The following is a 21,700-nucleotide window of genomic DNA, read 5'->3' as shown; positions in this document are numbered from 1 at the left end:
CCGTTCGTCCGCAATATCTTGCGCGTAGGCGACCCCTACTGGTAACTGTCCACATGTCATAGACGCTGTCCTCTGAGCAACCCCACCGGGGGCGGGCCAAGTCCCTGCGCCAGCCAGTCGCTCTGCCGCCCGATCGGCGAACGAGCAGGATTCGTGGCCATCATCAACACTCCCCACACCTGCCGGTATGACCAACTCGATGTCTCCAGGCAGCGGCGCAGGTCAGCGCTTCCGAGTCTCCACCTGGCGCGGGCCGGAGAGCCTGGCCGCACTTGCCGTCAGAGTGTCTTGCGAGGCGTCGCGGCCTGCTCGTGCGCCTCAGAGCTGCGGTCGAGGAGGATGAGATGGATGGTTGCAGCGATGATGTACGCCCAGGCGGCAGCTGTGAACCAGGGGCCGACTTTGGCTTGGGCGATGGCGAGGCCGATGACAGTGCCGCTGAGAGCGGCGTAGACGGCCGCGACGGGCCAGGTGACGACGCGGCGGCGCCAGGCAATAAGGAACGGCACGAACGTCAGGGTCGTGATGCTGAGGAGCGGGACGGCTGCCCAAGCCCAGCGATGCCATGGGCGCGTGTAAAGGCGCGGTGTGGTTGTGGACCGGGTCATGGCACCCCCTGGGATGTCAACACGGAGGGCCAGGATGCCGTCCAGGCTTTCCGTGGCGCGGCGTTGTGGCTGAACGGTGATGAGGTGTTCGAGCCTCTGCATGCGCCGCAGAACCCATCAGCAAGCGAGCGAGACGCGCGTACGGTAGGTACATAGAGACGGCCGCGATCTCAGGAGGCTCAGGACGATGAACGACCGAGCTTGGACGATCGAAACCATCTGCGAAGCGTTGGGCAACCCGACGCTGAGCCAGAGGTTCGTCGGTGAGATCAACCGTGCTCCGGCTCACGAGCTGCTGACTGTCTTCGCCAAGTGGCAGAGCATCGCTGCCGGCATGTCCGCCGCCGCGGAACGTGGTCGTACGCTCGCCGCAGCGGAACGCGCCACAGGCGAGATCCCCGGGGAATGGGTCGACATGACCGAGCGTGTTCAGGCAGACGCTGCCGCAGCCCGAAGCCGCGGCGCCGCCTGATGACCTACCGGCTCAAGTACGACCCGGCAGCCGAAGCGGTGCACGACGCGTTGCCCCCTGAGGCCAGCGAGCAATTATCTCTCGCCCTGGCCGCCGCCTGTGAGGACCCGATCGATGCCACGGAACCGTACGGCGAGGATGACGGCGTCGTCCGGACGCTCATCACAGAGCACACCATCGCGGTCCTCCTGGTCGGCCAGATCACAAAGACGCTCACCGTTCTCCAGCTGAGCTACACGGGATGAGCAGCATGGACCTTACGCAGCGGGCTTATGCCCTTGCCGAATCGCTGCTGGCTGAGCAGCTGCCCCGGCGCTGGGCGCACTCTCTCGGAGTTGCCACAAGGGCTCAGTCGCTCCGTCCGATTCTCGGTGGTGACGCCGAAGTGATGGAAGCCGCTGCGGTGCTACACGACGTCGGTTACTCGCCCCTAATCGCAACGACCGGCTTCCACCCGCTCGATGGGGCCCGCTTCCTGCGGGAGCAGGAAGGCATGGACGAGCGAGTCGTGCGCCTGGTCGCGCACCATTCCTGTGCCCTGCTTGAAGCCGAGGAGCGCGGGCTGCGGGAGGAGTTGGCGAGCGAGTTCGAGATGGAGGCCCCGTCGCGTGTAGACGCGCTGGTGTTCTGCGATATGACGACCACCCCCGATGGCGAGCCCACATGCTCTGATGCTCGGGTTGCCGAGATCGTTGACCGGTACGGACCGGAGACGATCGTGGGCCGCTTCATTCAGCGAGCTGCCCCCGAGCTCCACGCGGCTGTGCGGCGCGTAGAGGAGCGACTCCGAGGAATGGGTGGTGCGCTGACCTGCGCCTGCCGTACCTGAACGTGCGTGGGCCTGCCAATGGACGCGTGCGGTCAGTCTTCCCAAGGCGTCCACGGGCCCGGCGGGGTTGTGTTCTCCTCCCCGCAGTTCCAGCACCAGAACGTGCCCGGATCCTCGAAGCGGTTGTTCCAGAAGCCGGTGCGTTCGCAGTAGACGCAGCAGTCCGCCTCGCATAGTCCGCACACGAACCAGAACTCCACGCGCTGCCCCTCCCTGTGCGGGTCCTGCACGACAGGCTGCCCATGGGGGGAAGCGGCGTCAACGGGACCTCAGGGCCCGGCCAGTTAAGGACACCAAGACAGACCGTCCGGGTTGGAGGCTCACGGCTGCCCGACCCTCGTACTGGTCGCGGTGCACATCAAGAGCGACTACCCGCCGCGGGGACGGCTCTGTACCGTGAAGCATGCCCCTACCAGCAGCAGGAGGCAGCACGCAATGCGTGGTCTTGGAGATCACCTCAGCATCGGCGAACGAATCGCGTTCTATCGGAAGCGCCGTGGCTACACGCAAGAGGTGCTCGCAGGTCTTGTTGGCCGGAGTACTGATTGGCTCGCGAAGATCGAGACCGGTCGGCGGAAGCCGCCGCGCATCGACATGCTCGCCGAGCTGTCGAGGATCCTGCGCGTGCCGCTCGGAGACGTGCTTGGACAAGACCTCCTCGTAGAGGACGACAGGCAGCAGGACGATGTGCCGGCCGTACGCGACGCACTCATGAGCCCACGGCGTCTTTCGCGGTTGCTCTTCGGCTCGGAGGCGGAAACCCAGCTCCCCACCCCCGCGCCCGTGGCTGTGCGGGTTGAGCACGCGTGGAACGACTACCAAGGGGGTCGGCTCGGTAGCGTCATCGTGGCGCTTCCTGGTCTCCTTCAGACGGCACAGGAGCTGGAGGAAAGGGCGGCACGACGGACTGAGGACCGGCAGGACTGCTGGGCAGTCTCCGCGCGGACCCACCACCTGGCAGCGACGACCCTCGCGAAGATTGGTGAGTCTGATCTCTCGTGGCTCTCTGCCGAGCGAGCGATGCGAGCCGCTGACGAGTCGGACAATCCGCTGGTGCTCGCGTCAGCCGCACGCTCCGGTACGCACGCTCTCTTGTCCAACGGCCGGTATGACGATGCCTTGGAGCTGGGGAACACCACTGCTCGGTGGTTGGCGGCCCGGGTCGATGAGAGCGACCCCGAAGCCCTGAGCCTGCTTGGCATGATCCACCTACGAGCGGCCGTAGCCGCAGCGCGCCATCAGGATCGCGAGACGGCCGCGGGCTTGCTGAACCGCGCGGAACAGCTCGCGGAAGACCTCGGCTCTGACGAAAACTACTGGCAGACCGGCTTCGGTCCGACGAACGTGCTGCTTCACCGGCTCTCGATTGAGCTGGACCTGGACAACGTGACGTACGTGGTTGAGCACGGCCGGATCAATGTCGACCACATGCCGCAGGAGCGCAGCGTCTCGCACCGCATTGACTATGCCCGCGCTCTCTCGCTGGCTGGCCAGGGAGACGAAGCGTTCAGCGAACTCCGGACAGCGGAGCGCACGTCGCCCCAGCTCGTACGCAACAATCCGAGGGTGCGCGAGACCCTGCGCGACCTGATTAAGCAGGCTCCCGTGTCAGGCGGCTCGCGCTCGTCCGAGGTGTTCGTTATGGCTCAACGGTGCAGGGCGGTGCAATGAGTTCAGATGATCGTGGAGTGCTCGGGGTCGTCGGCGCGGGAGCCGGTGGCGTGGAAGCCCTCCGAACAGGTTTGGTCGAGCCCGCGATTGAGCGGGGGTGGCAGGTGGCGGTCACGCTCACCCCGACTGCCGGGCATTGGCTCCGTGAGAACGGTGAGGCAGACCGGTTGGAGAAGGTGACTGGCTTCCCTGTGCGAGATGCACCGCGCGGCTTGGGGGATGCGCGCCCGCACCCCCCGGTCGACTGCTACGTCGTCGCGCCCGCGTCAGCCAACACGGTCGCGAAACTCGCTCTCGGCTTGATGGACAACCAGGCACTCACCCAGGTGGGGGAGGCAATCGGGACTGCGGGGCTCCCCGTGGTCGTCTTCCCGCGGGTGAACGCAGCGCACGCTCGGCATCCTGCGTGGGGAGGTCATATCGAGGCTCTCCGGACGGCGGGCGTCTCGCTCGTCTATGGACCAGCCGTGTGGCCACTCTATGAGCCACGCGAAGCCCCATCAGGGCGGCCGTTGCCATGGGGCGCTGTACTGAATGCCGTTGAGCGTGCGGCGAAATGACGCTACGTCAATACCCCTGACCTGCAAGGAATGAGGACCCGGACAGTCTGTCCGGGTCCTCGGGCGTTGGCAGCCACATGCTCTTAGACATGCCAGGGATCAACGCTCAGAGCAGTGGACCGAGCGGCATGACGGCCGCAGAACTTGCTTTAGTCAAGGCGAGCTTGAGGGACGCGCGAGTGACCGCCGATCGCCTCTTGCGGCGGGTAGACAACCTCATCGAGCGGGTGGGGGCTCACTCCCTACTACGTGCTCAAGACGATCAAGGCGCTCCCCAAGAAGTCGGAGCGCATCATGGATCGAGTTGAGTTCGTCAGCAAGTGCGGTGTACGCCGGGCTGCTACCCGGCTCGGTACCGAGCGGCACCGATGGGTCGCGTACGAAGGTGCCGCGCCCCTGCTGGGTGAGGACGAGCCCTTCATCTCGAAGCTGGCTGTACGCACTCTGAACCGTCATGAGCTGAACGCCAAGCTCCTTCGCCAGCGCGCGGGCGGCCGGCAGGCGCGTCCCCGCTTCGCGCTCGCCGTCGCTGATCTCCCTGCGGAATCTCGCTGCGATGTCCTTGGCCGTCGGCTTAGGGGCGTTGGGGCTCGAATCCATAGCTTCGAGCGTAACCGGACCTAGGTCAATCCCGGGTTTCCCGGGCCATCCGCTTGACTCGTAGATTGACATGGGTCAATCTGAATTCGTGCCCATCGCACCCCGAACGGGGAGCGGAAGGGCGTGCTTCAACCTGCTTGACCTGCACAAACGCCCGGAGAGGTCCGTATCGGCGGATCGCCTCGAAGGGAGCGACTGCGGCTTGAGAACTGAAGAGTGATCGTGCGGGGCTGACGCGAGAGCGGCGGTCGCGGTAGGTGCCTAGGGCGAGGGTCCGGGGGCAAACCGCCGTGGTGAATCGTGGCTCTCCCCCTATGCGCCTGGCAGGCGCCACCGGATTCGGATGTGGGGAAGGACAGCGGGGCCCCAACGTACGTGGCGGCAAGAGTGAGACCGCCCCCGTGACGACCGGGTGATGTCGTCGGCGGCAACGCCAAGCCCACCGGCTCCGGATAAACCCTCTGCACTTGGGGGTGCCGCCCGGTGTGGGCCGCCCTGCTGGCGTCAGAGCAGTGACGATGACGCGCCCGATGATCCCGGCTCGGGGCCGGTGGTTCGCAGCAACGAACTGCCGGTGAAGCCGTGTTCCGACTTCATTGAGGGGATCGGCGTGAACCGACGACATCCCTGGGCGCAGCCGTGATCGACCGGCACGGCAGCGCCGCTCCATCCCTGGTCCGCGAGCGCGAACGAGCGCCGTGGCCAACCGGTCGCCTCCCGACCGCTTCGCGGCGGCTATCGCCGCGCCGGTTGCCTCCTCCGCCCGTCCGTGACGCCCTGCGGGGTATCGCGTACGGGCGGAGCTGAGGGGAGCCGGAGTTCGACTCCACAACCCGCCTCCCAACGAGGGAAGTTCGTCATGAGCAACGAGCGATGTATCCCGTGCGAGGAACACGCCGAGATCCATAGCCGGAACTTCGGCTTCGGCAACCAGCCCTGCACGCAGTGCGAGGAGCACTTGGTGCTGCACGGCAACGAAGGCTGCGGCGGCGTGTTCATGGTCGCCACGGTCACCTTCGCCGCGGTCGCCGGCGTGCTGCGAATCGCCAGGAGCCGGGCCTGAGCGCCCGATACCCCGCGTCCACCCCGCCGGGGTCCGCGGTCAATCGTGCCGATCGCACCACCTTCCACTTCAGCTATGCGACTTCGAGAGGTGTTGTTGATGGAGGCCATGCTGACCAGTGCCATCGCCATTCTGGGGACGCTGGGCGGTGCCTTCGTGGCCGGCGCCCTACAGGCCCGCAGCGCGGCCCGCACTGAACACGCGGCCCGCGCCGAGGCGTTACGCACCCGGCAGGAGCAGGCGGCCACGGCCCTGATCAGGGCGTTGATCGCGCACCGCCGGACCCTCTACACCCGCTGGCGCATGAAGGTCGACGCCGCTCCGGCGGACCGGCAGGCGGCGGCGCGCTGGGAGAGCTGGAGCACCCGCTCGGAGGTCGCCGACGCGCAGGCCGCCCTGCGCATGGTCACCGGCGACCGCGAGATCCTGCATCACGCCGATGGCGCCATCGGCGCTTCCTACGCGCTCAGTGACGTCACGGACGCCACGACGCAGGCCGACATGGATGCGCGCGGCGATGCGGCCCGCGCCGCCCATGCCGCCTTCGTGGCCGCCGCTGCCGCGTACATCAACGGCGTCTGAACGCCGCACATCACGCTTCCCGCACTTCATACGGCGTGGGGGGCCCCGGTGTTGCAGCACCGGGGCCGCTTCGGGCCGTCCCATTCCGAGAGGACCAACGACCCATGAAGCTCATTGTCCCCATCCCGGCCGCTCGCGCACTGCCCGCTACCGAGCCGAGCGACGCCGAACTGGACGCGATCGAGCGGGAGATGCCCGTCATCCGCGCGGAGCTGGATCTCCTGGATGCGCAGATCGCCGTGCTGGACCGTACGCCGTCGCCGGTGGATGAGCGGCGTCTGCGCCGTACCCGGCGCCGACTGCTGGAGGAGCGCCGGGCACTGGCCAACCGCAGCGCGACCGGTGCGCCGGAGGTGGCGTGATGTGCGAGGCCATGACGCTGGATGACCTGACCGTGCCGCTGCGGGCGCTGCGCCTGCTGGCCGTGGACTTCGGGCACCTGCCGGCGCCGTTCGTGCGAGTGTCCACGATCTACCCGGATCGGTTGGAGCTGGGGTTCTTCGACGGCCTGTCCTGCTTCGAGGCATGGCGCGATGCCTTGGGCATTGCGCCGGACGCCGTGGCCTGCGGCGTGCAGAGTGATGGCCGCACGCGTGTTCTGCGTGCGAGTGCTGATCACGCGGGCGCGGCGCTGGAACTGGTCGCCTACGCCGATATCGTCACCGCCGGTGCCGGGTCGGAGGCCGAAGCGGGTGCCTCATGATGCCGGGCACCGTGCCCCTTGAGCAGCAGATCGCGGACCTGGTCAGGCTGCTGAAGGCGCTGACCGCGGTGCTGGTGGTGGTGGCGTTCGTGGCGCTGGTCTTCACCGCCTCGAACGTGACGCTGTTCGCCATCGACCATGAGGTGTCGCCCTGGATCGCGTGGCTGCTGGATCCGATGGTGGCCTGCGCGCTGGGGGCGGTGCTCGTCTTCGACGGGCGCCTGTCCGGCTACGGCATCTACCCCTCCGGATGGGCCTCCGCGCTGCGCTGGTTCGCCGGTCTGGGGACCTGGGTGATGAACTGCTGGACTTCCCTGTGGCCGGCCGGCACCGGCTTCGGTCTCCCCGCCCGGGTGGATCCGGCGGGGCTGGTCCTCCACTCCATCCCCCCGGTCCTCCAGATCATCCTCGCCGAGGCGATCACGCACTACCGCCGCGCGATCCTGGCGAAGATCACCGAACTGCGCGCCCTGGTGGACGCCGACGGCCACGCGGTGGATACACCCGCCGTCCACCCCGCATCCCCCCGGCCGTCCACCCTGCCCGCCCCGGCCGGGCCCGCCTCCCCAGCGCACGGGCCAGTGGGCAGGGCTTCGCTGGTCATCTGCGGTGACCGCGCGGTGCATCCCCTCACTGTCCCCCCGGCAGCCGAAGAGGCTGCGGAAGAGCAGAAGCTGTCGGCGCGCGAGGCGCTGGCTGTGATCCGCGCGTGCTGGGGGGCGGGGGCCACGATCGCGGAGGCGGCGCGGAAATCCACCCGTTCCACCTCCTACGTCCACAAGGTCTACCAACGCCTGGCCAAGGACGAACAGACACCGCAACTGGCGCTCGTGGGCGGGGGCGAGAGCTGATGTCCGCCGCGTTCGGCAAGTGCTTCGACCCTTCAGGAGTGGCGTCATGACCGAACCGCTCGCCTGCACCGCCGTGTGGCGCGCGGTGATGGAGGCGGCCGGCTACCGGTGCCAGTGCACCGGGCAGTGCTGCACCCGGCACACCAGGACTGAGGGCCGCTGCCCGCTCGTGCACGACGGCTACGGCGGCAAGGGAGGCCCGCTTGTCCGGCTGCTGGCCGCGCCCGCCGATGCGGCCACCCCGGAACGCGTCGCGGTCACCCTGCCGGCAAGCCGCCTGCGTGCCTGGTGCCCGCAATGCCGCACCGAACCCGCCGCCTCGCCCGCAAGGCCGCTGCGCCTGAACAGGCAGTCCAGGACGGGCTGTTCGCCATGCCGCAGGCCGACCAGCACGCGCCATTGATCTGAATCCGCAAAGGAGACCGTTCGTGACGAAGACCGTGCACCGCTACGCCCTGCTCGCCGCTGTGGCCATCTCCGCCGCGGCGGCCGTGAGCAACAGCCTGGGCCTCGCCGACTATGACGTGCCGGTGCGGTACCTGGTCAGCTACGGCCTGTCCACCCTGATCGCCATCGGGGTGGCACTGGTCAATCTGGCCGATGGGCTGGTAACCACCACGCACCGCTGCAAGGTTCCGGGCTGCGCCTTCAAGGTCCACGTCCGGCACACCGACGCGGTGGACAACCGGCGCTGGCAGGAGATCGCCGCCAGCCACCCCGACCACGACGAGATGCGCCCCGGCCGCGCCGGGGGCGCATGGTGACGGCCCCCGCGACCGGCAGCGCACCGGGCGCGCCCTTCCACTTCATCATCACCGCGCAGATCGGGACGGATCGGCACCTCACCCGCAACGGGATCATGAACGTTCCGGTCGGTGCCACCCGGGCCGCCTGCTTCGAGTACCTGATCCAGCAGCTCAAGGGCGAGCACGGACCGCTCAGCGTCCTGTTCTTCTCCCTTGAGCCCAACCAGATCTAAGCCCCGGTCGGTGAGACACGGGGCTCATGCCGGCACCACCAGTGAAGGCCAGCCTGCGATGCGCGGGCTGGCCTTCACTGCGACTGCCGGACGGCAGACGGCAAGCGGCCGGAGTGGTCCAACCGCCCCGGCCTGGCAGGAGATGAGGAGGTATCCGTGAGTGGAGGAAAGGACATTGCCTCGCGCGTGACGTCGGGCGTGCAGGCGCTTGCCCTGGAGGGTGAGCGCGAGGCGTGGCAGGCGCAGCACCGGGCGTCGCTGCTGACCGACGCACAGACCTACGACTACCTGGCCGATGCGCTGGAGGCGGACCTGAAGGGCCGCCGGGTCAAGGGGGATATGCCCTGGTCGGCGGGGCTGCGGGCCAAGCGGCGGGCCAAGCCGCTGCGGGGTGCGGCCAGGGCCATGCGCAAGGCGGCCCGCGCGGTCAACGGCACGGTGGCCGCCTACGAGCAGACCGCGCCGGAGAAGGTGGCGGACGACCGCAAGAACAAGGCCCTGCATAAGGCGCAGATGAAGGGCCAGGCCATGGCGATCGCGCAGAACGCGGCGGCCCGGACCCTGGAGCGCCTGGCCCCCGCGGAGAGCGAGGGTGAGCCGTCCGGCACGCCGAAGGTGCTCGGCGACTTCTTCGACAAGAGGGGTGCGTGATGGGCGTTGTCGGCATGTCCGTGAAGAAGGCCGCGCACTGGAACCAGCGCTTCGAACAGGCCCACCGCCAGGGCCCGGAGGCGTTCGCCCGGGTGTGGCTGGACCTGGTGAAGGTCGCGGCTTTGCAGAAGGCCAAGCGGACCGGTGATCCGGCGGTGTGGAACGCCCTGTCCGCCGGTCTGGAGCAGATCTACCGAGCTCACTGCGTGTGAGCGTCATTGTCATCATCACCCGTGCCGATACCGGGGGTTGAGGTTCCCAACCACGCGTGCTACGTACGCGTGCGAGGCGGGTCCTCTCCCGTGACCGGCAGTCACCTTGAAGGGAGGGCACGTGTCCGACGACGAGCGCCCGGACAACGTGTACTCGCTGCCCCGGATCGGCTCCCTGCCGCCCCCGGCCACCCCGCCCGCCCCGGCCCTGGCACCGCCCGCCGCCGAGCCGGGGCCGGCGGCGGAGCCCGTTCGGATATCGCCGTTCGACGCGCCCCCGGTGCCGGTCGCGCCCCGGGCCCCGGACCTGGCACCGGCCGCCTTCGGCTCCGATCCGGCCCCGGATGCCGGGCCGCCCCGGACCGGGGCCTTATCGATGGCGGCGATCCTGGCGATCGCTCTGGCCGCCTTCGAGGGGCTGCGGACCTGGATCCAGGAGTCCGGCCCCCGCCGGGCGGAGAACGCCGCCCACCGGCGCGAGCTGGAGCTGCTGGCGGCCAAGGCGAACGCGGACGCGGCCAAGTACGCCGCGCAGACCGACTGCCAGCGAGCAAAGGCCCTTCGCGGCAACGGCGTTCAGCCGTCCCACGAATACGGCAGGAAGGCGCTCGGACGGGCCTGGGGCGGCTCCGGACGCCACGGCGGGCCCAACGGCCCGGCGGGCTACGGGAAGGGCCCCAGGGGGCCATACGGAAGGGGCGTTGGGGGGTTACGCCATGATGCGGGGCACCTGAAGGGGCCCAAGGGGCCACTGGGACAGCCCAGAGGTGCCCGGAGCGGCCATGGTTCGCCCGGGCATCCAGGCGGCGCAGGCAAGAAGCCGCGCGGGTCCGCGGACGGCGCGGTGGGGAGCCGGGGCGCCGGTGCGGCCAGGGGTGGCAAGCGCCCCGGAGCCGCCAACGGCAAGACAGGGGCAGCGCCCTCGCCCCGTACGCCGAAGCAGGGCCGCGCCACGCTCCCGCAGGCGGCCCGCAAGGGCGCCGAGGAGCGCTGGAACCACCGCAGGCCCACACAACCGGTCCTGGCCAAGACGGACCAGCCGAAGAAGTCGAAGGCCAAAGACAACGGGCCCAAGACGAAAGACAGCGGGCCCAAGATGAAGGACAGCGGGGCCAGGGCGAAGGGCGGCAAGACCACGTCAGGGGGCACCGGGGGCGGAAAGCCGCAGCCCACGGGGGCGAAGAGCGGCCGGACCACCCTGCCGCAGGCGACCCGCCAGGCCATCGAGGATCGCTGGAAGCGCCGGAAGTCCCCCACGCCGGTTCTCACCAAGACGGACAAACCCAAGACACCCAAGGACAGCCCGCCCGATCCCAACCGGGCCAAGAGCCCGCGCAAGGACCGGGCGAAGCCCGACGGTCCGGGGCCGGACAAGACCAACAAGCCCAAGACCAACGAGAAGACGAGCGCACCGGACGACGACCGTACGACGTTCTGGCAGGCGGTAGGCGAGCGGGCCGAAGAGCGCTGGAAGAAGCGGCGCGACAAGGCAGGAGACCCCGTCAGCGGGCCCCGCAAAGGACCCCGCAAGCCCAAACCGAAGGCGAAGAAGTCCCGCGGCAAGCACGGTCCGCAGAACGAACAAGAGCCGTCCGAAGCCACCCCCGGTGCCGACACCGGCCCCGGCGGGGAGGGTGATGACAGCGGCTTCGCCTGGGAGCCGCGTACCTCCCCCTGGGATGACGAGGATGCTACGGAGCCCGTGACGATCACGGTGGAGCGGGCCGACGCGGGCCCCGGAAGCCAGGCACGGCGCTGGGAGCCGGCCCCCGTGGAGACCGGCCGGCGCGGCCTGCCGCGCACCGGGCCCCCGGCCCTGCCCCGCGCACCACAACGCCCCGCTGGCCAGCGCCCCGGCACCACCCACAGGAAGGATCCGATTCCTATGCCCAAGGCCCAGGTCACCGTCCCTCAAGGGGGCCTGCCCGCGCAGCACGCCACCGAGGTCACACTGGATGACGTCCTCAAGGCCCTGGAGGAGCTGACGACCCAGGGCTTAGAAACCCACGACGAATGCGCCGCGCTGGCCAAGGGGGCCGACCGGCTGCTGGGGGCCCTGGAAGACATGGCAGAAGACCTGTCCCAAGCCCACAACGTCACCGGCCAGCGCACCGCGAACGCGCTCACCGCGCTGCGCGACACCGTCGCCGACCTCCTCAACCAGGCCGAGCGCACGGCGCGGGCCGCACTGGATGCGGCCGAACTGTCCGAGGCGGAGGAGACCGCCATGAACCGCGACCACCGGCCAGTGGCCGACGCCACCGCAGATGCCGGACTCCTCGTGCCCAGCGCCCGCGTGCACAACGAAAACTGATGTGCCATCTCAGGAGATTGGTGCCACGCAGATGACCATCACCGTCGTGCCGATGGCCTTCCGGGACGCGTGCGCGTACGTCGACCGCGTCCATCGCCATCACGCAGCCCCTCAAGGGCACAAGTTCTCACTCGGAGCCTTGACCGCAGAAGGGCAGTTGATCGGCGTGGCCATCGTCGGCCGCCCCGTCGCCCGCGCCTACGATGATGGGTTCACCGTCGAAGTCACCCGCCTGGCCACTGACGGCAGCCCGAACGCCTGCTCCGCGCTGTACGGCGCCGCCTGGCGCACCGCCAAGGCCAGTGGGCATCGGCGGGCCATCACCTACACCCAGGACGGCGAAAGCGGCGCCAGTCTGCGGGCCGCCGGTTGGCGTCGCGCAGCTGCCCGGCCTGCGCGAGCTGGATGGGACGCCCCCAGTCGCCCCCGCCACAATCTCGGTACCGAGCAAGTGGGCCGCACCCTGTGGGAAATCACCGCCAAGGACGCACCGCCCCTGCCGCTCCTGCGTGACGTAACCCGTGACGAAACCCGGCGCGAGCGGCGCCGCTGCTCCGCTCGCCCATGCAGACGGCCTGTCGCTATTGCGGCGACCGGCCGCCCCGCCCGCTACTGCTCTCGCGCCTGCCGCCAACGCGCCTATCGCGAGCGCCTCGCAGCGGCACCAACGTCCTGAGACACCACAACTAGAAGGAGGACCCGTGAGCGCGATCGCACCGGCCGTCGGCTTCGACGGCCCGTCCAACGGATACACAGCTCTACAGGCCAAGCTCACCCGCCTGAAGGCCGCCGCCGATGCCCTCCAGGAGCGGGCCCAGGTGGTCAAGGACCGCATGCGGCGCAACGCCAAGGCATCGGCAGACCTGGCCGAGATGTGCGCCGCCGCAGAAGTCGACGCCCGGCACACCGCCGCGATCGGTGAGGTGTCCGCCGCCTTCGGCCGCGTGGCAGGCGGCGGGATGCGCGTGGCCTCCGCAGCCGAGGCGATGGGCCAGGCCGCCGGCCACCTCAAAGCGCAGCACCAGGCCGAGTACGGCGGCATCCACACCGCCGCCGCGGCTTCCAGGGCGCGGCAGGCCAAGCCGGGCTACTACCGGCAGTCCTGACCCGCGCCGCATCGCCGGGCCGCACTCCGTACCTCGGAGTGCGGCCCTTGCCATTCCACGCACCGGGAGGAGCGTCCCGTGATGAAGAAGATGCCCGTGAGGGCAAAGGCTGAGCTGGCCGCGTACGGGGCCGCGACCGCAGGGCTGGCCACGCTGCCGCAGCTCGGAAACGGCGGGGTACACGGCGCCGTGGCCCTGCTGGGCTCCGGGTGCCTGTGCTGGCTCTACCACCGGGCCAAGGTGGGCAGCTTCCCCAAGGCGCTCAAGGCGTGCCAGCGGGGCCTTCCCGTCCTCTCCGGCGCGGCCCTGTACGCGGCATCCGCCACCGTCCCCGGAACCTCGTGGTGGGAGATGACCGCCCCCGTGGCCTGGGGCGGGATCATGGCCGCATGGCTGCCGATCACCCGCGCCCGATGGGTCCCCGGCCAGAACGGCACGGCCGCGCTGCCGACTGACTTCGAGTCCTTCGTGGCCCGGCTGTGGGCCGAGGCGCCCGTCTCGCAGGGCACACGCCTGACCAGCATCCGGCAACGCACCCCCGGACGGCCCGACTTCACCGCCCTGGTGGTGGCGCCCAAGGGCACCGCCGTACCGCGCATGGACCCGACCGACATCGCCGCCGCCTTCCACGTGCCGGAACCGCGGGTGTCGCTGGAACCGGAGCCCAAGGCCAGCCCGAGCATCAAGCGCCTGACCGTGACGCCGTCCGCGCCCCCGCGCGGCGTGACGTTCGAGACGATGTGGGCCGAACGCGTGGCCAGCCCGGACGGCGCGATCCCCGGCAGCACCGTAGTCCGCATCGAACAGCGCCCCGGCAAGGTAATGATCCTGGCGCAGGTCGAACCCGGCCAGGTCGTCCGCCTCAACCACGCCCAACTCTGCTCCGCCTTCGGGGTCAAGGCCGAAGCGATGCGGCTGATCGCGGAGACCGACGGCGGCTCACAGGCCCTGATCACCCTGTACGACACGGCCCCGCTCACCGGCACCCGCAAGGCCACGCGCGAGCTGGTCACCCCGGACGCCAACGGCTACTGGGTGCTGGGCACCGCCCACGACGGCACCGACGCCGAAGCCCGACTGTTCGGCGAGACCGGAGCCCTGCACGGCTACGTCGTCGGCGTCACCGGCTCCGGCAAGACCGTCGCCTTCGTGCTCTGCCTGGCCGCCGAGGCCAACGCCGGCGCCGTCTCCTGGATGGCCTCCCTGGACCCCGACGCCCAACTCACCGCGGCCGGCGCCTACATCGACCGGCAGGGCTCCGGACGCCCCTACGCCGCCCGCGCGACCCGCGCCGCAGTCGCCCTGATGAGCATCCGCGGCCAGATCAACAAGGAAGTGGGGCACGACTTCTCCGCCGCGTCCCCCTACCCGCTGCTCATGCTCTCCCTGGACGAGTACAACGGCCTGTGCGACGACTCCGCAGACGGCCAGGAGATCGCACAGAACGCCGTCTACATCGCCGAACGGGGCCGCAAGTACGGCATCGGCATCCGCTTCGGCGGCCAGACCCTGGACCTGGCCCGCACCGGCGGCGACCGCTCCCTGCGCGAACAGACCCGCTCCGGCACCGGCATCGTCCTGCGTACCGTCTCCGGCATCTCCGATCGCCAGGCCACCGAAGGCATGCTCCCCGACGGTGTGAGCCTGGCTCAGATCCCCACCGTCATCGGCGGCGGCCTGACCATGGCCCAGCGCATGGCAGGCATCACCCAGGCCGAACGCGGCGAACCCACCGCCGGCATGGGCCACGTCCTCAACGGCGACGCACCGCGCATGATGCGCGCCCTGTACGTCCACCTGCCCAAGGACGGCACCGGCCACAACCTGGACGACATCTTCCCCGAGGGCGGGGCGGTCAACACCCTGAACGAACGCGAGACCCAGGCACTGGGGAACCTATACGGCGACTGGAACACCGACGACGGCGACACCAGCGGCACCGGCGGCGCGGCTGCGGTCCGGCCGGCCGCGAAGCCGGTGCGGACGACGGTGAAGGACAAGATCCTTGCGGTCCTCACCGGCGAGATGACCTCCAAACAGATCCGCGACGCCGTCGACGCCGCACCGGGCTCGATCCGCAACGCCCTGTCCGAACTGGCTGACGAGGGCCGCATCGCGCAGACCGATCACGGCGTCTACGCCCCGGCCGACGCATAGCGGCCCGGCCCGGCCCGGCACCTTCCCCTACCGGCGAGCCCCGGGCCGTGGATCCCTCCGGCCCCGGGCTCGCTCATCCATGACTGTGACAGGAGTCCGCATGGCCCTGACCCTCTCCGCCGTCGTGCTCTTCGGCGTCCTGACCTTCGTCCTGCTGCGCGGCCGGCACGTCGGCGTCGGCAGCGCGCTCGTGCTGTTCCTCTTCGGCTTCTTCGTCGCCGGCACCGGCGCCCAGAGCGCCATCTACGCCGCCTGCCGCTCCGCCGCCCACTTCCTCACCAACATCACATCCTGACCCCGCCCCACCCGCCGCAGGAGAGACTGTGCCCGACCACCCCGACCCCTACACGATCACCACTGCACCCGAGCGCCCCAACGCGTTTGCCCCACCCACGGGGCTGCACTACCCGCCGATGCTCCCGCACGAGATCCCGCCCGGCATCCAGCCGGTGCTCCTGCCCGACGGCACCCGCACCCTCGCCTACACCCAGCCCCCTCCCCAACTCCCGGCCCCCGCACCAGCGGTGGCGCGGCCGGTGCCGGTGTGGGCCAAGACCACCGCCCTGCTCGCCCCCACCATCGGCGGAGGCATCGCCGCGGCCGGCATCGGCCTGTCCTACGCCGCCCCCGGACTGATCGCCATGAGTCAGGCCCTGTGGGCCGCCGTGGCCCTCATCGCCATCGGCGGCGCTGCCGGCGTCACCCTGATCCGGGCCGCCCGCGCCCGCGCTGCGGAACGTACGCAAATCACCCAGCACATCACCGCGACCGGCCTATTTGGCCGCGCTCAGGGCACCATCAATCACCACTGACGTTGTGACGAAGGATGCGTGATGTTGTCACGCCGAGGTTTCGCGGTGCATCTGCCAGTGAGTCCCGATCCATTTGTGCTGCTTGGGTGTGAGCGCAGAGATCGTGAGCGGCTGCCCGTGCAGGGCCTTGTAGAGCGGGTACTGGCCGATCTCGTCTGCAACATCCAGTACCAACGTCTCCGGGTGAATCGCGATGAGACCAAGATCGAATAGCCGGTGCAGGTCGCGGCGCAGCAGGAAGCCGCCGCCGTTGTGGTCTCCGGTGGCGGCGTAGCTATACAGATGCGCCGCCTCCAGAACGGCTGCCGGCAGGGGGCCGCTGAAGGCGCAGAGTTCGCCGTAGGTGTCCAACAGCTGCTTGCGAAAGCTGGCTTGGCCCTTGCGGACCCGCACGGTGGCGGTGCCGTGGCCGCCGGCGATGGACTTCTCGGTGGTCTCGACGACCCCAAGCGGCAGGCTCTGACCCTTGTGGGCGAGGGCGGCACGCATCTGGTCCCACTTCAGGCGGCGGAAGCTGTTCTGCGCCTTGGGGTGGACGCACAACTGCCGTAGTTCCGCGCCGGACAGGGTGCCTTCCATGCTGACCCAGCCGGCTTCGTAGGTGCCGCGGTACTGCTTGACCTTCTTCGACTCCTTCACCGGTTCATCGAACTCGAAGTTGCAGCCCTTGTTCGCGCACCGGAACAGGGGCGTCTTTGTCTTGCGCGGGTTGATCTCCGTGTCGTTGCACTTCGGGCAGCGGTGGATGTCCTTCATGCCCATCGTGGTGTCGATGGCTTCCAGGACCGAGATGCCCAGCAGGGTCTCGCTGTTCCACATCGCGATGAAGTCGCCCACGGCCACCGTGGCGTGGTTGGCCACGGTGTCGTCCCAGCTGTAGTGCACCCCCAGCACATCGTCGTACAGCTCGCCGGAGCGTGCGCGGTCCTCTCCAGTGACCAGCGCCAACCACGCCGTCATATCTCGCTCTTCTTCCCGTGTCATCGCCCCGTCGGGACGCGCCTTGCAGCCGATCAGATCACCGTATCCGGCGGCACTGACAAGCCGTCATCCACCAAATTCTGCGTACTCGAAGGTGAGGTCTGCGTGAGCAGTCGCAACGCCCAACGATCGCCGACCGGGGACATGTTCCCGGGCATGCCCTCCCAGCTCCGCAAGAAGCCCCCCAAGGCAGACGCCGAACTTCAGGCCCTGACCTTGGATGAGGCGATCGCCCGCTCGCACGCCATCCTCGATCGCGTCCTGGCCGCCTTCCCGGTCGTGGCCACGATCGGCCTGCTCTCCGGCGGCAACGACTCGATCGTCGTCAACCACCTCTTCCGCCACCACGTGAATGCCATCGCCCACGTCAACACCGGCACCGGAATCCCGGAGACCACCCGACATGTGCGGGCCGTGGTCGCCGCCTGGGGCCTGCCCCTGCACGAGCTGCATCCCAAGCACACTTACACCGACCTGGTCTTGGGCCGAGTGCTCTCCACTCGGGGCAAGAACATCGGCCGCCCGGTGTGGAAGGGCTTCCCTGGCCCGGCCGGGCACACGGTGATGTATCGCCGGCTCAAGGATGAGCCACTCCAGCGACTGCGCGCACAGATCATCGGCCGACACGGCCGGAGCCGCAACCTGGTCTACCTCAGCGGCATGCGCTGGGCGGAAACCGAGCGGCGCTTTCGCAACGCCCAAGAGGTCGACCGAGAAGGCGCCCTGCTGTGGGTCTGCCCGCTGGTGCATTGGACCGATGCCCACATGCGCGAATACCGCGCCCGGCACCGCTGCAACCTCCCGCACCAGCACGCGCAACATCACCTGTGCTGGCCGGAGGCACTCCCCCTCAACGAGGTCACCGTGCATCTGCACATGTCCGGGGAGTGCCTGTGCGGGGCATTCGCCAAGCCCGGTGAACTCGATGAAATCGCGTTCTTCTACCCCCACGCCGCCAAGGCGCTGCGGGATTTGGAGCAAGAAGCCCAAGCCGCCGGCCTGGCGGCCTGCACATGGGGCCAACGCCCGCCCGGCACACGCAAGCAGCGCCGCCCGGCCGGGCGCCTGTGCGCCAAGTGCACCGTCACCGACGGCCAAGCCGACCTGCTCGCCGAATGGCGCGAGAGCGGCCTGATCACCAACGACCAGTACGACACCTTCACCCGCCCGGCAACAGCAGCCTGACCTACCAGACAAGGAGCAACCCATGGCCATGGGAGAAACCCCCATCACCATCGTCGGCAACCTCACCGCCGACCCGGAGCTGAAGTTCACCGAAGGCGGCCAGGCGCTGGCCAAGTTCACCGTCGCCTCCACCCCGCGCACCTTCGACAAGGACACCGGCCAATGGAAGGACGGCACGTCCACGTTCTTCCGCTGCGCGGCCTGGCGCACCCTGGCCGAACACGTCGCCGAATCCCTGGCCAAGGGCTCCCGGGTGGTGGCCACCGGCCGCATCCGCCAGCACAACTGGAAGACCCCGGAGGGCGAGAACCGCTCGATGCTCGCCCTGGAGGTCGACGAGATCGGCGCCTCGCTGCGGTTCACCAATGTCGCCATCGAAGCCAAGCGCCCCACCTCCGCCCCGGCCGGCGCCAGCCCGTGGGATGCCACCGATGCGCCCGCCAGCGGCACCCAGTCCGGCAACGAGCCCCCGTTCTAGGCCGGAACACCCAGCATCCCAGGAGGCATCCATGACCTGCCGAGACTGCACCGGCCACCGCCCCGTCCAGGTGGACACCTTCCCGGCCGGTGACACCCGCGCCTCCCTGCGCGCTGCCCACGCCGCGGCCCAGGAGCGCGAGCGCACCACCGCACCTGTGCACGTCCACTACAGCGCGGGGAGCGACGCCTTCGTCGTGGTCCGCACCGAGCGCGCCAAGTAGATCCGCCCGGGGCGACCGTCCGATCTCGCCAAAGACACGCGGTCGCCCCGGCCAACCAGTCCACAACAGACCTGTTGGAGGCATCCAGCATGACCCATCGCACCGCCACACGGCGAGCACTCCTGCTCGCCGCCGCCCTGGCCGCCGCCGCGCGCGGCTGGCACGTCCACCCGCTCAGGCCCGGCGGCAAGGGATCCGCCCTGCACGGGGAGCGCCCCTGCCCGCGCACCGGCGACTGCGCCGAGGGCCACGTGAAGTGGGAGCAGCGCGCCACCACCGACCCCGACCGCATCCGCCGCGCATGGACGGCGGGCCCGTTCAACATCGGCATCGCGCCGGGCCCTTCCGGCCTGGCCGTCATCGACCTGGACGTGTCCAAGGAGAAGAACGGGAAGGGCAGTTCGGACGCGCCTGACGGCGCGGCGTCCTTCGCGGCGCTCTGCGAGCGCGCCGGACAGTCATGGCCCACCACCTACACGGTGCGGACGCCCAGCGGCGGCATGCACCTGTACTTCCACGCGCCGCGCGGCGTCCGTCTGCCCAGCACCACCAAGTCCGTGGCACCGAACATCGACACCCGCGCGTGGGGCGGCAACATCGTGGCCGCCGGCAGCATCGCCACCGCGGGCACGTACGAGGTGGCCGACGATGTTCCCGCAGCGGACCTGCCCGGATGGCTCCTGCGCCAGCTTCGGGCCGCACCCAGGCCCGCCCCGGCCCCGGCCGCCCCGCTTCTGCTCCCCGGCCAGGCGACCCGCCGCGCCACGGTGGCCCTGGAGCGCGAGACAACACGGGTCAGCAACGCCCCACAAGGGCAGCGGCACCATCTGCTGCTCACCCGCACGATCGTGATCGGGCGGTTCGTCGTCTGGGGCGAGATCGCCCGAGACGTGGTCGAGCAGGCATTTGGGGCGGCGGGCGAGGCGGCGGGACTGCCGGCGGGCGAATGCCGCGCGACCATCCGCGACGCGCTGGACTACTCCGCCCGTACCTGCCGCACCCGGGCAACGACATGAACCACCAGCCGCCCCGCCGGCACCCCAAATACCGTCCCGACACCGCCGATCGGCCGCGCTCCGCCGCCACCGCGGCACCCACGGCAACGGAGTGCGGCCAGGAAAGGGCCGCCCGTCAGGGCGTCCTTTCAGCCCTTCTCCCCGCCCGGCAGCCCAGCGGCCCGGCCGACGGTGACGGGCGCTTCCCCGTGGCCTGGCTGCACATCCGCGCACCCCGCGGCGCCACCCCCACGGCCACCTCAAAGTGCCTGTGCGGCCGCAACCGCAGCGCCGTCGGCCACCGCAAGGTGCTGGACCTGATCGACGACCACGCCGCCCACCGCAGCCACTGCCCGCTCCGCACCACCCAAGAAGGGAGGAACGCCGCATGACCAGCACCAACCCGCCCGCGCCGTCCATCGACGGCGCGGCCCTGCTCGATGAGGTCGAAGCGTTCCACCGCCGCTTCAACGTCTTCCCCACCCAGGCCGCCTACGTCGCCGTGGCACTGTGGGATGCCCACGCCCACCTGATCGACGCCTTCGACGGCACCGCCCGCCTCGCGTTCCTGTCCCCCGAACCTGGATCGGGCAAGTCCCGCGCGCTGGAGATCGTCGAAACCCTCACCCCCAACGCCGCAACCACGGTCAACGCCTCCCCCAACGCCCTGTTCCGGCTGGTAGAAGCATCCGAAGGCCCTCCCACGCTCCTCTTCGACGAGATCGACACCGTGTTCGGCCCCAAGGCCGGAGACAACGAGCCCGTACGCGGCTTCCTCAACTCCGGCTACCGGCGCGGCGCCAAGTCGCTGCGCTGTGTCGGGGACGGCGCCAACCAGAGCGCGGGATGGTTCTCCTCCTTCTGCGCCGTCGCCATGGCAGGACTCGGCTCCCTGCCCGACACGATCCTGACCCGCTCGGTCATCATCCGCATGCGCAAGCGCGCCCCCAACGAAAAGATCGAGCCCTACCGCCGGCGCGTCCACGAGAAGCAGGGCAACACCCTGCGCGACCGGCTCGCCGAATGGGCCGACACCGTCCGCGACCAGGTGGCCGACGCCTGGCCGGACATGCCCGACGGCGTCACCGACCGCCCAGCCGACGTGTGGGAACCGCTCCTCGCGGTCGCCGACGCCGCCGGCGGACACTGGCCGCAGCGGGCCCGCGACGCCTGCCTGGAACTGGTCCACGCTGCCCAGGACGATCACGAAGCCTCCCTGGGGGTCCGGCTGTTGACCGATCTGCGCGACGTGGTGTTCCCCGGCGCCGATCGCGTCCCCACCGCCGTCATCCTCGAATGCCTGCTGGGCATGGACGATGCGCCCTGGGACGACCTGGACGACAAGCCCATCAACTCCCGCATCCTGGCGAGGCTGTTGGGGCAGTACGTCACCCCTGCGAACAAGCCGATCAAGCCACGGGGCATCCGCACCGCCTCCGGCACCCCCAAGGGCTACTACGCGGAAGATCTTCAAGACGCATGGGAGCGCTACTGCCCCCGCCCCCCGGAGAGCCGCAACATCCGCCACGCCGCCACACCGCAGGTCAGCAGGGGTGAATCTGTGGCGGATCCCGCCCCGGCATCCGCCACGCGCCCCACCGAAACCGCCACGCACCCGCACACAGCCGCCGGCTGACGAGCCCCTGCGCACCAGTGCCGCCGCGCGAT

Annotated in this window: 31 protein-coding genes; 27 read left to right on the top strand and 4 right to left on the bottom strand. The window is 69.8% G+C overall.

The annotated features are described in order from the left end of the window. Positions 1–278: 278 nt before the first annotated feature. Entirely contained in the window at positions 279–710 is a 432-nt protein-coding gene (locus AC4IJH_RS38405) for a hypothetical protein (RefSeq protein WP_490856622.1), read from the bottom strand. An 85-nt stretch (positions 711–795) separates the two neighbouring features. Between AC4IJH_RS38405 and AC4IJH_RS38400 the strand changes: the two genes are divergently transcribed. From AC4IJH_RS38400 to AC4IJH_RS38390, 3 genes are read left to right on the top strand one after another with little or no spacing between them, the layout of a single operon-like run. After that, positions 796–1,080 (top strand): hypothetical protein, encoded by a 285-nt coding sequence (locus tag AC4IJH_RS38400; RefSeq protein ID WP_490856621.1) that lies wholly within the window; start codon positions 796–798, stop codon positions 1,078–1,080. Beyond that, complete coding sequence (locus AC4IJH_RS38395; protein WP_490856620.1) at positions 1,080–1,325, top strand: hypothetical protein; 246 nt, start codon at positions 1,080–1,082, stop codon at positions 1,323–1,325. The genes AC4IJH_RS38400 and AC4IJH_RS38395 overlap by 1 nt, the downstream gene beginning before the upstream one ends. Continuing rightward, the gene (locus AC4IJH_RS38390) at positions 1,322–1,909 is read left to right on the top strand and encodes an HD domain-containing protein (protein ID WP_490856619.1); all 588 of its coding nucleotides are present in this window, start codon (positions 1,322–1,324) and stop codon (positions 1,907–1,909) included. Before AC4IJH_RS38395 ends, AC4IJH_RS38390 begins: the two co-directional genes overlap by 4 nt. A 32-nt stretch (positions 1,910–1,941) precedes the next feature. On the opposite strand, the gene AC4IJH_RS38385 is transcribed toward AC4IJH_RS38390, so the two are convergent. After that, positions 1,942–2,109: a hypothetical protein gene (locus AC4IJH_RS38385; RefSeq protein ID WP_490856618.1), complete on the bottom strand. Its 168-nt coding sequence runs from the start codon at positions 2,107–2,109 to the stop codon at positions 1,942–1,944. Between the two features lie 235 nt (positions 2,110–2,344). Here AC4IJH_RS38385 and AC4IJH_RS38380 point away from each other — a divergent pair, with 235 nt between their 5' ends. Then, entirely contained in the window at positions 2,345–3,580 is a 1,236-nt protein-coding gene (locus tag AC4IJH_RS38380; protein ID WP_490856617.1) for a helix-turn-helix domain-containing protein, read from the top strand. Then, positions 3,577–4,140: a flavoprotein gene (locus tag AC4IJH_RS38375; protein WP_490856616.1), complete on the top strand. Its 564-nt coding sequence runs from the start codon at positions 3,577–3,579 to the stop codon at positions 4,138–4,140. Before AC4IJH_RS38380 ends, AC4IJH_RS38375 begins: the two co-directional genes overlap by 4 nt. Before the next feature lie 216 nt (positions 4,141–4,356). On the opposite strand, the gene AC4IJH_RS38370 is transcribed toward AC4IJH_RS38375, so the two are convergent. Next, complete coding sequence (locus AC4IJH_RS38370) at positions 4,357–4,812, bottom strand: GntR family transcriptional regulator (RefSeq protein ID WP_490856615.1); 456 nt, start codon at positions 4,810–4,812, stop codon at positions 4,357–4,359. Between the two features lie 787 nt (positions 4,813–5,599). Here AC4IJH_RS38370 and AC4IJH_RS38365 point away from each other — a divergent pair. The 16 genes from AC4IJH_RS38365 (at position 5,600) to AC4IJH_RS38290 (ending at position 16,170) form a co-directional block, all read left to right on the top strand. After that, complete coding sequence (locus AC4IJH_RS38365; protein WP_490856614.1) at positions 5,600–5,803, top strand: hypothetical protein; 204 nt, start codon at positions 5,600–5,602, stop codon at positions 5,801–5,803. A 75-nt stretch (positions 5,804–5,878) separates the two neighbouring features. Further along, the gene (gene kilB, locus AC4IJH_RS38360) at positions 5,879–6,385 is read left to right on the top strand and encodes a plasmid transfer protein KilB (protein ID WP_490856613.1); all 507 of its coding nucleotides are present in this window, start codon (positions 5,879–5,881) and stop codon (positions 6,383–6,385) included. Positions 6,386–6,489: 104 nt separating this feature from the next. Then, a complete protein-coding gene (locus AC4IJH_RS38355; RefSeq protein ID WP_490856612.1) occupies positions 6,490–6,747 on the top strand; it encodes a DUF6284 family protein in 258 nt (85 codons plus the stop codon). Then, positions 6,747–7,088, top strand: coding sequence for a hypothetical protein (locus tag AC4IJH_RS38350; protein WP_490856611.1), 342 nt, complete (start codon positions 6,747–6,749; stop codon positions 7,086–7,088). The genes AC4IJH_RS38355 and AC4IJH_RS38350 overlap by 1 nt, the downstream gene beginning before the upstream one ends. 11 nt (positions 7,089–7,099) lie before the next feature. Beyond that, positions 7,100–7,939 (top strand): hypothetical protein, encoded by an 840-nt coding sequence (locus tag AC4IJH_RS38345; RefSeq protein WP_490856610.1) that lies wholly within the window; start codon positions 7,100–7,102, stop codon positions 7,937–7,939. Positions 7,940–7,985: 46 nt separating this feature from the next. Then, a complete protein-coding gene (locus AC4IJH_RS38340) occupies positions 7,986–8,342 on the top strand; it encodes a hypothetical protein (protein WP_490856609.1) in 357 nt (118 codons plus the stop codon). A 25-nt stretch (positions 8,343–8,367) separates the two neighbouring features. Next, entirely contained in the window at positions 8,368–8,703 is a 336-nt protein-coding gene (locus AC4IJH_RS38335; RefSeq protein ID WP_490856608.1) for a hypothetical protein, read from the top strand. Further along, positions 8,697–8,918 carry a hypothetical protein gene (locus AC4IJH_RS38330; RefSeq protein WP_490856607.1) on the top strand — a complete coding sequence of 74 codons (222 nt, stop codon included), beginning with the start codon at positions 8,697–8,699 and terminating at the stop codon, positions 8,916–8,918. The genes AC4IJH_RS38335 and AC4IJH_RS38330 overlap by 7 nt, the downstream gene beginning before the upstream one ends. Positions 8,919–9,074: 156 nt before the next feature. After that, entirely contained in the window at positions 9,075–9,569 is a 495-nt protein-coding gene (locus tag AC4IJH_RS38325) for a hypothetical protein (protein WP_490856606.1), read from the top strand. Continuing rightward, positions 9,569–9,781: a hypothetical protein gene (locus AC4IJH_RS38320; protein WP_490856605.1), complete on the top strand. Its 213-nt coding sequence runs from the start codon at positions 9,569–9,571 to the stop codon at positions 9,779–9,781. Before AC4IJH_RS38325 ends, AC4IJH_RS38320 begins: the two co-directional genes overlap by 1 nt. 121 nt (positions 9,782–9,902) lie before the next feature. Further along, positions 9,903–12,095, top strand: coding sequence for a hypothetical protein (locus AC4IJH_RS38315; RefSeq protein ID WP_490856604.1), 2,193 nt, complete (start codon positions 9,903–9,905; stop codon positions 12,093–12,095). A 31-nt stretch (positions 12,096–12,126) separates the two neighbouring features. Then, complete coding sequence (locus tag AC4IJH_RS38310; RefSeq protein WP_490856603.1) at positions 12,127–12,771, top strand: XF1762 family protein; 645 nt, start codon at positions 12,127–12,129, stop codon at positions 12,769–12,771. 25 nt (positions 12,772–12,796) lie between these two features. Continuing rightward, entirely contained in the window at positions 12,797–13,201 is a 405-nt protein-coding gene (locus AC4IJH_RS38305) for a conjugal transfer protein TraB (RefSeq protein WP_490856602.1), read from the top strand. Between the two features lie 81 nt (positions 13,202–13,282). Then, positions 13,283–15,358, top strand: coding sequence for a hypothetical protein (locus AC4IJH_RS38300; RefSeq protein WP_490856601.1), 2,076 nt, complete (start codon positions 13,283–13,285; stop codon positions 15,356–15,358). A 100-nt stretch (positions 15,359–15,458) separates the two neighbouring features. Next, positions 15,459–15,653: a hypothetical protein gene (locus AC4IJH_RS38295; protein WP_490856600.1), complete on the top strand. Its 195-nt coding sequence runs from the start codon at positions 15,459–15,461 to the stop codon at positions 15,651–15,653. Positions 15,654–15,681: 28 nt separating this feature from the next. Next, positions 15,682–16,170 (top strand): hypothetical protein, encoded by a 489-nt coding sequence (locus AC4IJH_RS38290; protein ID WP_490856599.1) that lies wholly within the window; start codon positions 15,682–15,684, stop codon positions 16,168–16,170. A gap of 27 nt (positions 16,171–16,197) precedes the next feature. Here the strand turns inward: AC4IJH_RS38290 and AC4IJH_RS38285 are convergent, their stop codons facing one another. Further along, positions 16,198–17,130, bottom strand: a complete 933-nt coding sequence (locus AC4IJH_RS38285) for an HNH endonuclease (protein ID WP_490856598.1) — start codon at positions 17,128–17,130, stop codon at positions 16,198–16,200. A 126-nt stretch (positions 17,131–17,256) separates the two neighbouring features. On the opposite strand from AC4IJH_RS38285, the gene AC4IJH_RS38280 reads away from it, so the two are divergent. From AC4IJH_RS38280 to AC4IJH_RS38255, 6 genes are all read left to right on the top strand, one after another. Next, on the top strand, positions 17,257–18,336 hold the full coding sequence (locus tag AC4IJH_RS38280) for a hypothetical protein (RefSeq protein ID WP_490856597.1): 1,080 nt from the start codon (positions 17,257–17,259) through the stop codon (positions 18,334–18,336). A 22-nt stretch (positions 18,337–18,358) separates the two neighbouring features. Further along, on the top strand, positions 18,359–18,814 hold the full coding sequence (gene ssb / locus AC4IJH_RS38275) for a single-stranded DNA-binding protein (RefSeq protein ID WP_490856596.1): 456 nt from the start codon (positions 18,359–18,361) through the stop codon (positions 18,812–18,814). Positions 18,815–18,845: 31 nt separating this feature from the next. After that, a complete protein-coding gene (locus AC4IJH_RS38270) occupies positions 18,846–19,037 on the top strand; it encodes a hypothetical protein (protein ID WP_490856595.1) in 192 nt (63 codons plus the stop codon). 89 nt (positions 19,038–19,126) lie between these two features. Next, on the top strand, positions 19,127–20,053 hold the full coding sequence (locus AC4IJH_RS38265; RefSeq protein ID WP_490856594.1) for a bifunctional DNA primase/polymerase: 927 nt from the start codon (positions 19,127–19,129) through the stop codon (positions 20,051–20,053). Next, positions 20,050–20,424, top strand: a complete 375-nt coding sequence (locus AC4IJH_RS38260) for a hypothetical protein (protein WP_490856593.1) — start codon at positions 20,050–20,052, stop codon at positions 20,422–20,424. Before AC4IJH_RS38265 ends, AC4IJH_RS38260 begins: the two co-directional genes overlap by 4 nt. Continuing rightward, positions 20,421–21,668 carry a DUF3631 domain-containing protein gene (locus AC4IJH_RS38255; RefSeq protein ID WP_490856592.1) on the top strand — a complete coding sequence of 416 codons (1,248 nt, stop codon included), beginning with the start codon at positions 20,421–20,423 and terminating at the stop codon, positions 21,666–21,668. The genes AC4IJH_RS38260 and AC4IJH_RS38255 overlap by 4 nt, the downstream gene beginning before the upstream one ends. Positions 21,669–21,700 lie beyond the last annotated feature (32 nt).

This window comes from Streptomyces sp. UF-297, from assembly GCF_058245575.1.
Note: the sequence above shows the minus strand (reverse complement) of the source record. Positions and strands in the feature narration are given on the sequence as shown.

Bases quoted from the DNA above. Each gene is read 5' to 3' on its own strand.
- AC4IJH_RS38370 (WP_490856615.1), bottom strand. From the start codon at position 4,812: ATGTCAATCTACGAGTCAAGCGGATGGCCCGGGAAACCCGGGATTGAC.
- AC4IJH_RS38295 (WP_490856600.1), top strand. From the start codon at position 15,459: ATGGCCCTGACCCTCTCCGCCGTCGTGCTCTTCGGCGTCCTGACCTTC.
- AC4IJH_RS38300 (WP_490856601.1), top strand. From the start codon at position 13,283: ATGAAGAAGATGCCCGTGAGGGCAAAGGCTGAGCTGGCCGCGTACGGG.
- AC4IJH_RS38350 (WP_490856611.1), top strand. From the start codon at position 6,747: ATGTGCGAGGCCATGACGCTGGATGACCTGACCGTGCCGCTGCGGGCG.
- AC4IJH_RS38395 (WP_490856620.1), top strand. From the start codon at position 1,080: ATGACCTACCGGCTCAAGTACGACCCGGCAGCCGAAGCGGTGCACGAC.
- AC4IJH_RS38340 (WP_490856609.1), top strand. From the start codon at position 7,986: ATGACCGAACCGCTCGCCTGCACCGCCGTGTGGCGCGCGGTGATGGAG.
- AC4IJH_RS38310 (WP_490856603.1), top strand. From the start codon at position 12,127: ATGACCATCACCGTCGTGCCGATGGCCTTCCGGGACGCGTGCGCGTAC.
- AC4IJH_RS38260 (WP_490856593.1), top strand. From the start codon at position 20,050: ATGAACCACCAGCCGCCCCGCCGGCACCCCAAATACCGTCCCGACACC.
- kilB (WP_490856613.1), top strand. From the start codon at position 5,879: ATGCGACTTCGAGAGGTGTTGTTGATGGAGGCCATGCTGACCAGTGCC.
- AC4IJH_RS38330 (WP_490856607.1), top strand. From the start codon at position 8,697: ATGGTGACGGCCCCCGCGACCGGCAGCGCACCGGGCGCGCCCTTCCAC.
- AC4IJH_RS38320 (WP_490856605.1), top strand. From the start codon at position 9,569: ATGGGCGTTGTCGGCATGTCCGTGAAGAAGGCCGCGCACTGGAACCAG.
- AC4IJH_RS38265 (WP_490856594.1), top strand. From the start codon at position 19,127: ATGACCCATCGCACCGCCACACGGCGAGCACTCCTGCTCGCCGCCGCC.
- AC4IJH_RS38405 (WP_490856622.1), bottom strand. From the start codon at position 710: ATGCAGAGGCTCGAACACCTCATCACCGTTCAGCCACAACGCCGCGCC.
- AC4IJH_RS38380 (WP_490856617.1), top strand. From the start codon at position 2,345: ATGCGTGGTCTTGGAGATCACCTCAGCATCGGCGAACGAATCGCGTTC.
- AC4IJH_RS38270 (WP_490856595.1), top strand. From the start codon at position 18,846: ATGACCTGCCGAGACTGCACCGGCCACCGCCCCGTCCAGGTGGACACC.
- AC4IJH_RS38390 (WP_490856619.1), top strand. From the start codon at position 1,322: ATGAGCAGCATGGACCTTACGCAGCGGGCTTATGCCCTTGCCGAATCG.
- AC4IJH_RS38400 (WP_490856621.1), top strand. From the start codon at position 796: ATGAACGACCGAGCTTGGACGATCGAAACCATCTGCGAAGCGTTGGGC.
- ssb (WP_490856596.1), top strand. From the start codon at position 18,359: ATGGCCATGGGAGAAACCCCCATCACCATCGTCGGCAACCTCACCGCC.
- AC4IJH_RS38375 (WP_490856616.1), top strand. From the start codon at position 3,577: ATGAGTTCAGATGATCGTGGAGTGCTCGGGGTCGTCGGCGCGGGAGCC.
- AC4IJH_RS38285 (WP_490856598.1), bottom strand. From the start codon at position 17,130: ATGACGGCGTGGTTGGCGCTGGTCACTGGAGAGGACCGCGCACGCTCC.
- AC4IJH_RS38255 (WP_490856592.1), top strand. From the start codon at position 20,421: ATGACCAGCACCAACCCGCCCGCGCCGTCCATCGACGGCGCGGCCCTG.
- AC4IJH_RS38355 (WP_490856612.1), top strand. From the start codon at position 6,490: ATGAAGCTCATTGTCCCCATCCCGGCCGCTCGCGCACTGCCCGCTACC.
- AC4IJH_RS38365 (WP_490856614.1), top strand. From the start codon at position 5,600: ATGAGCAACGAGCGATGTATCCCGTGCGAGGAACACGCCGAGATCCAT.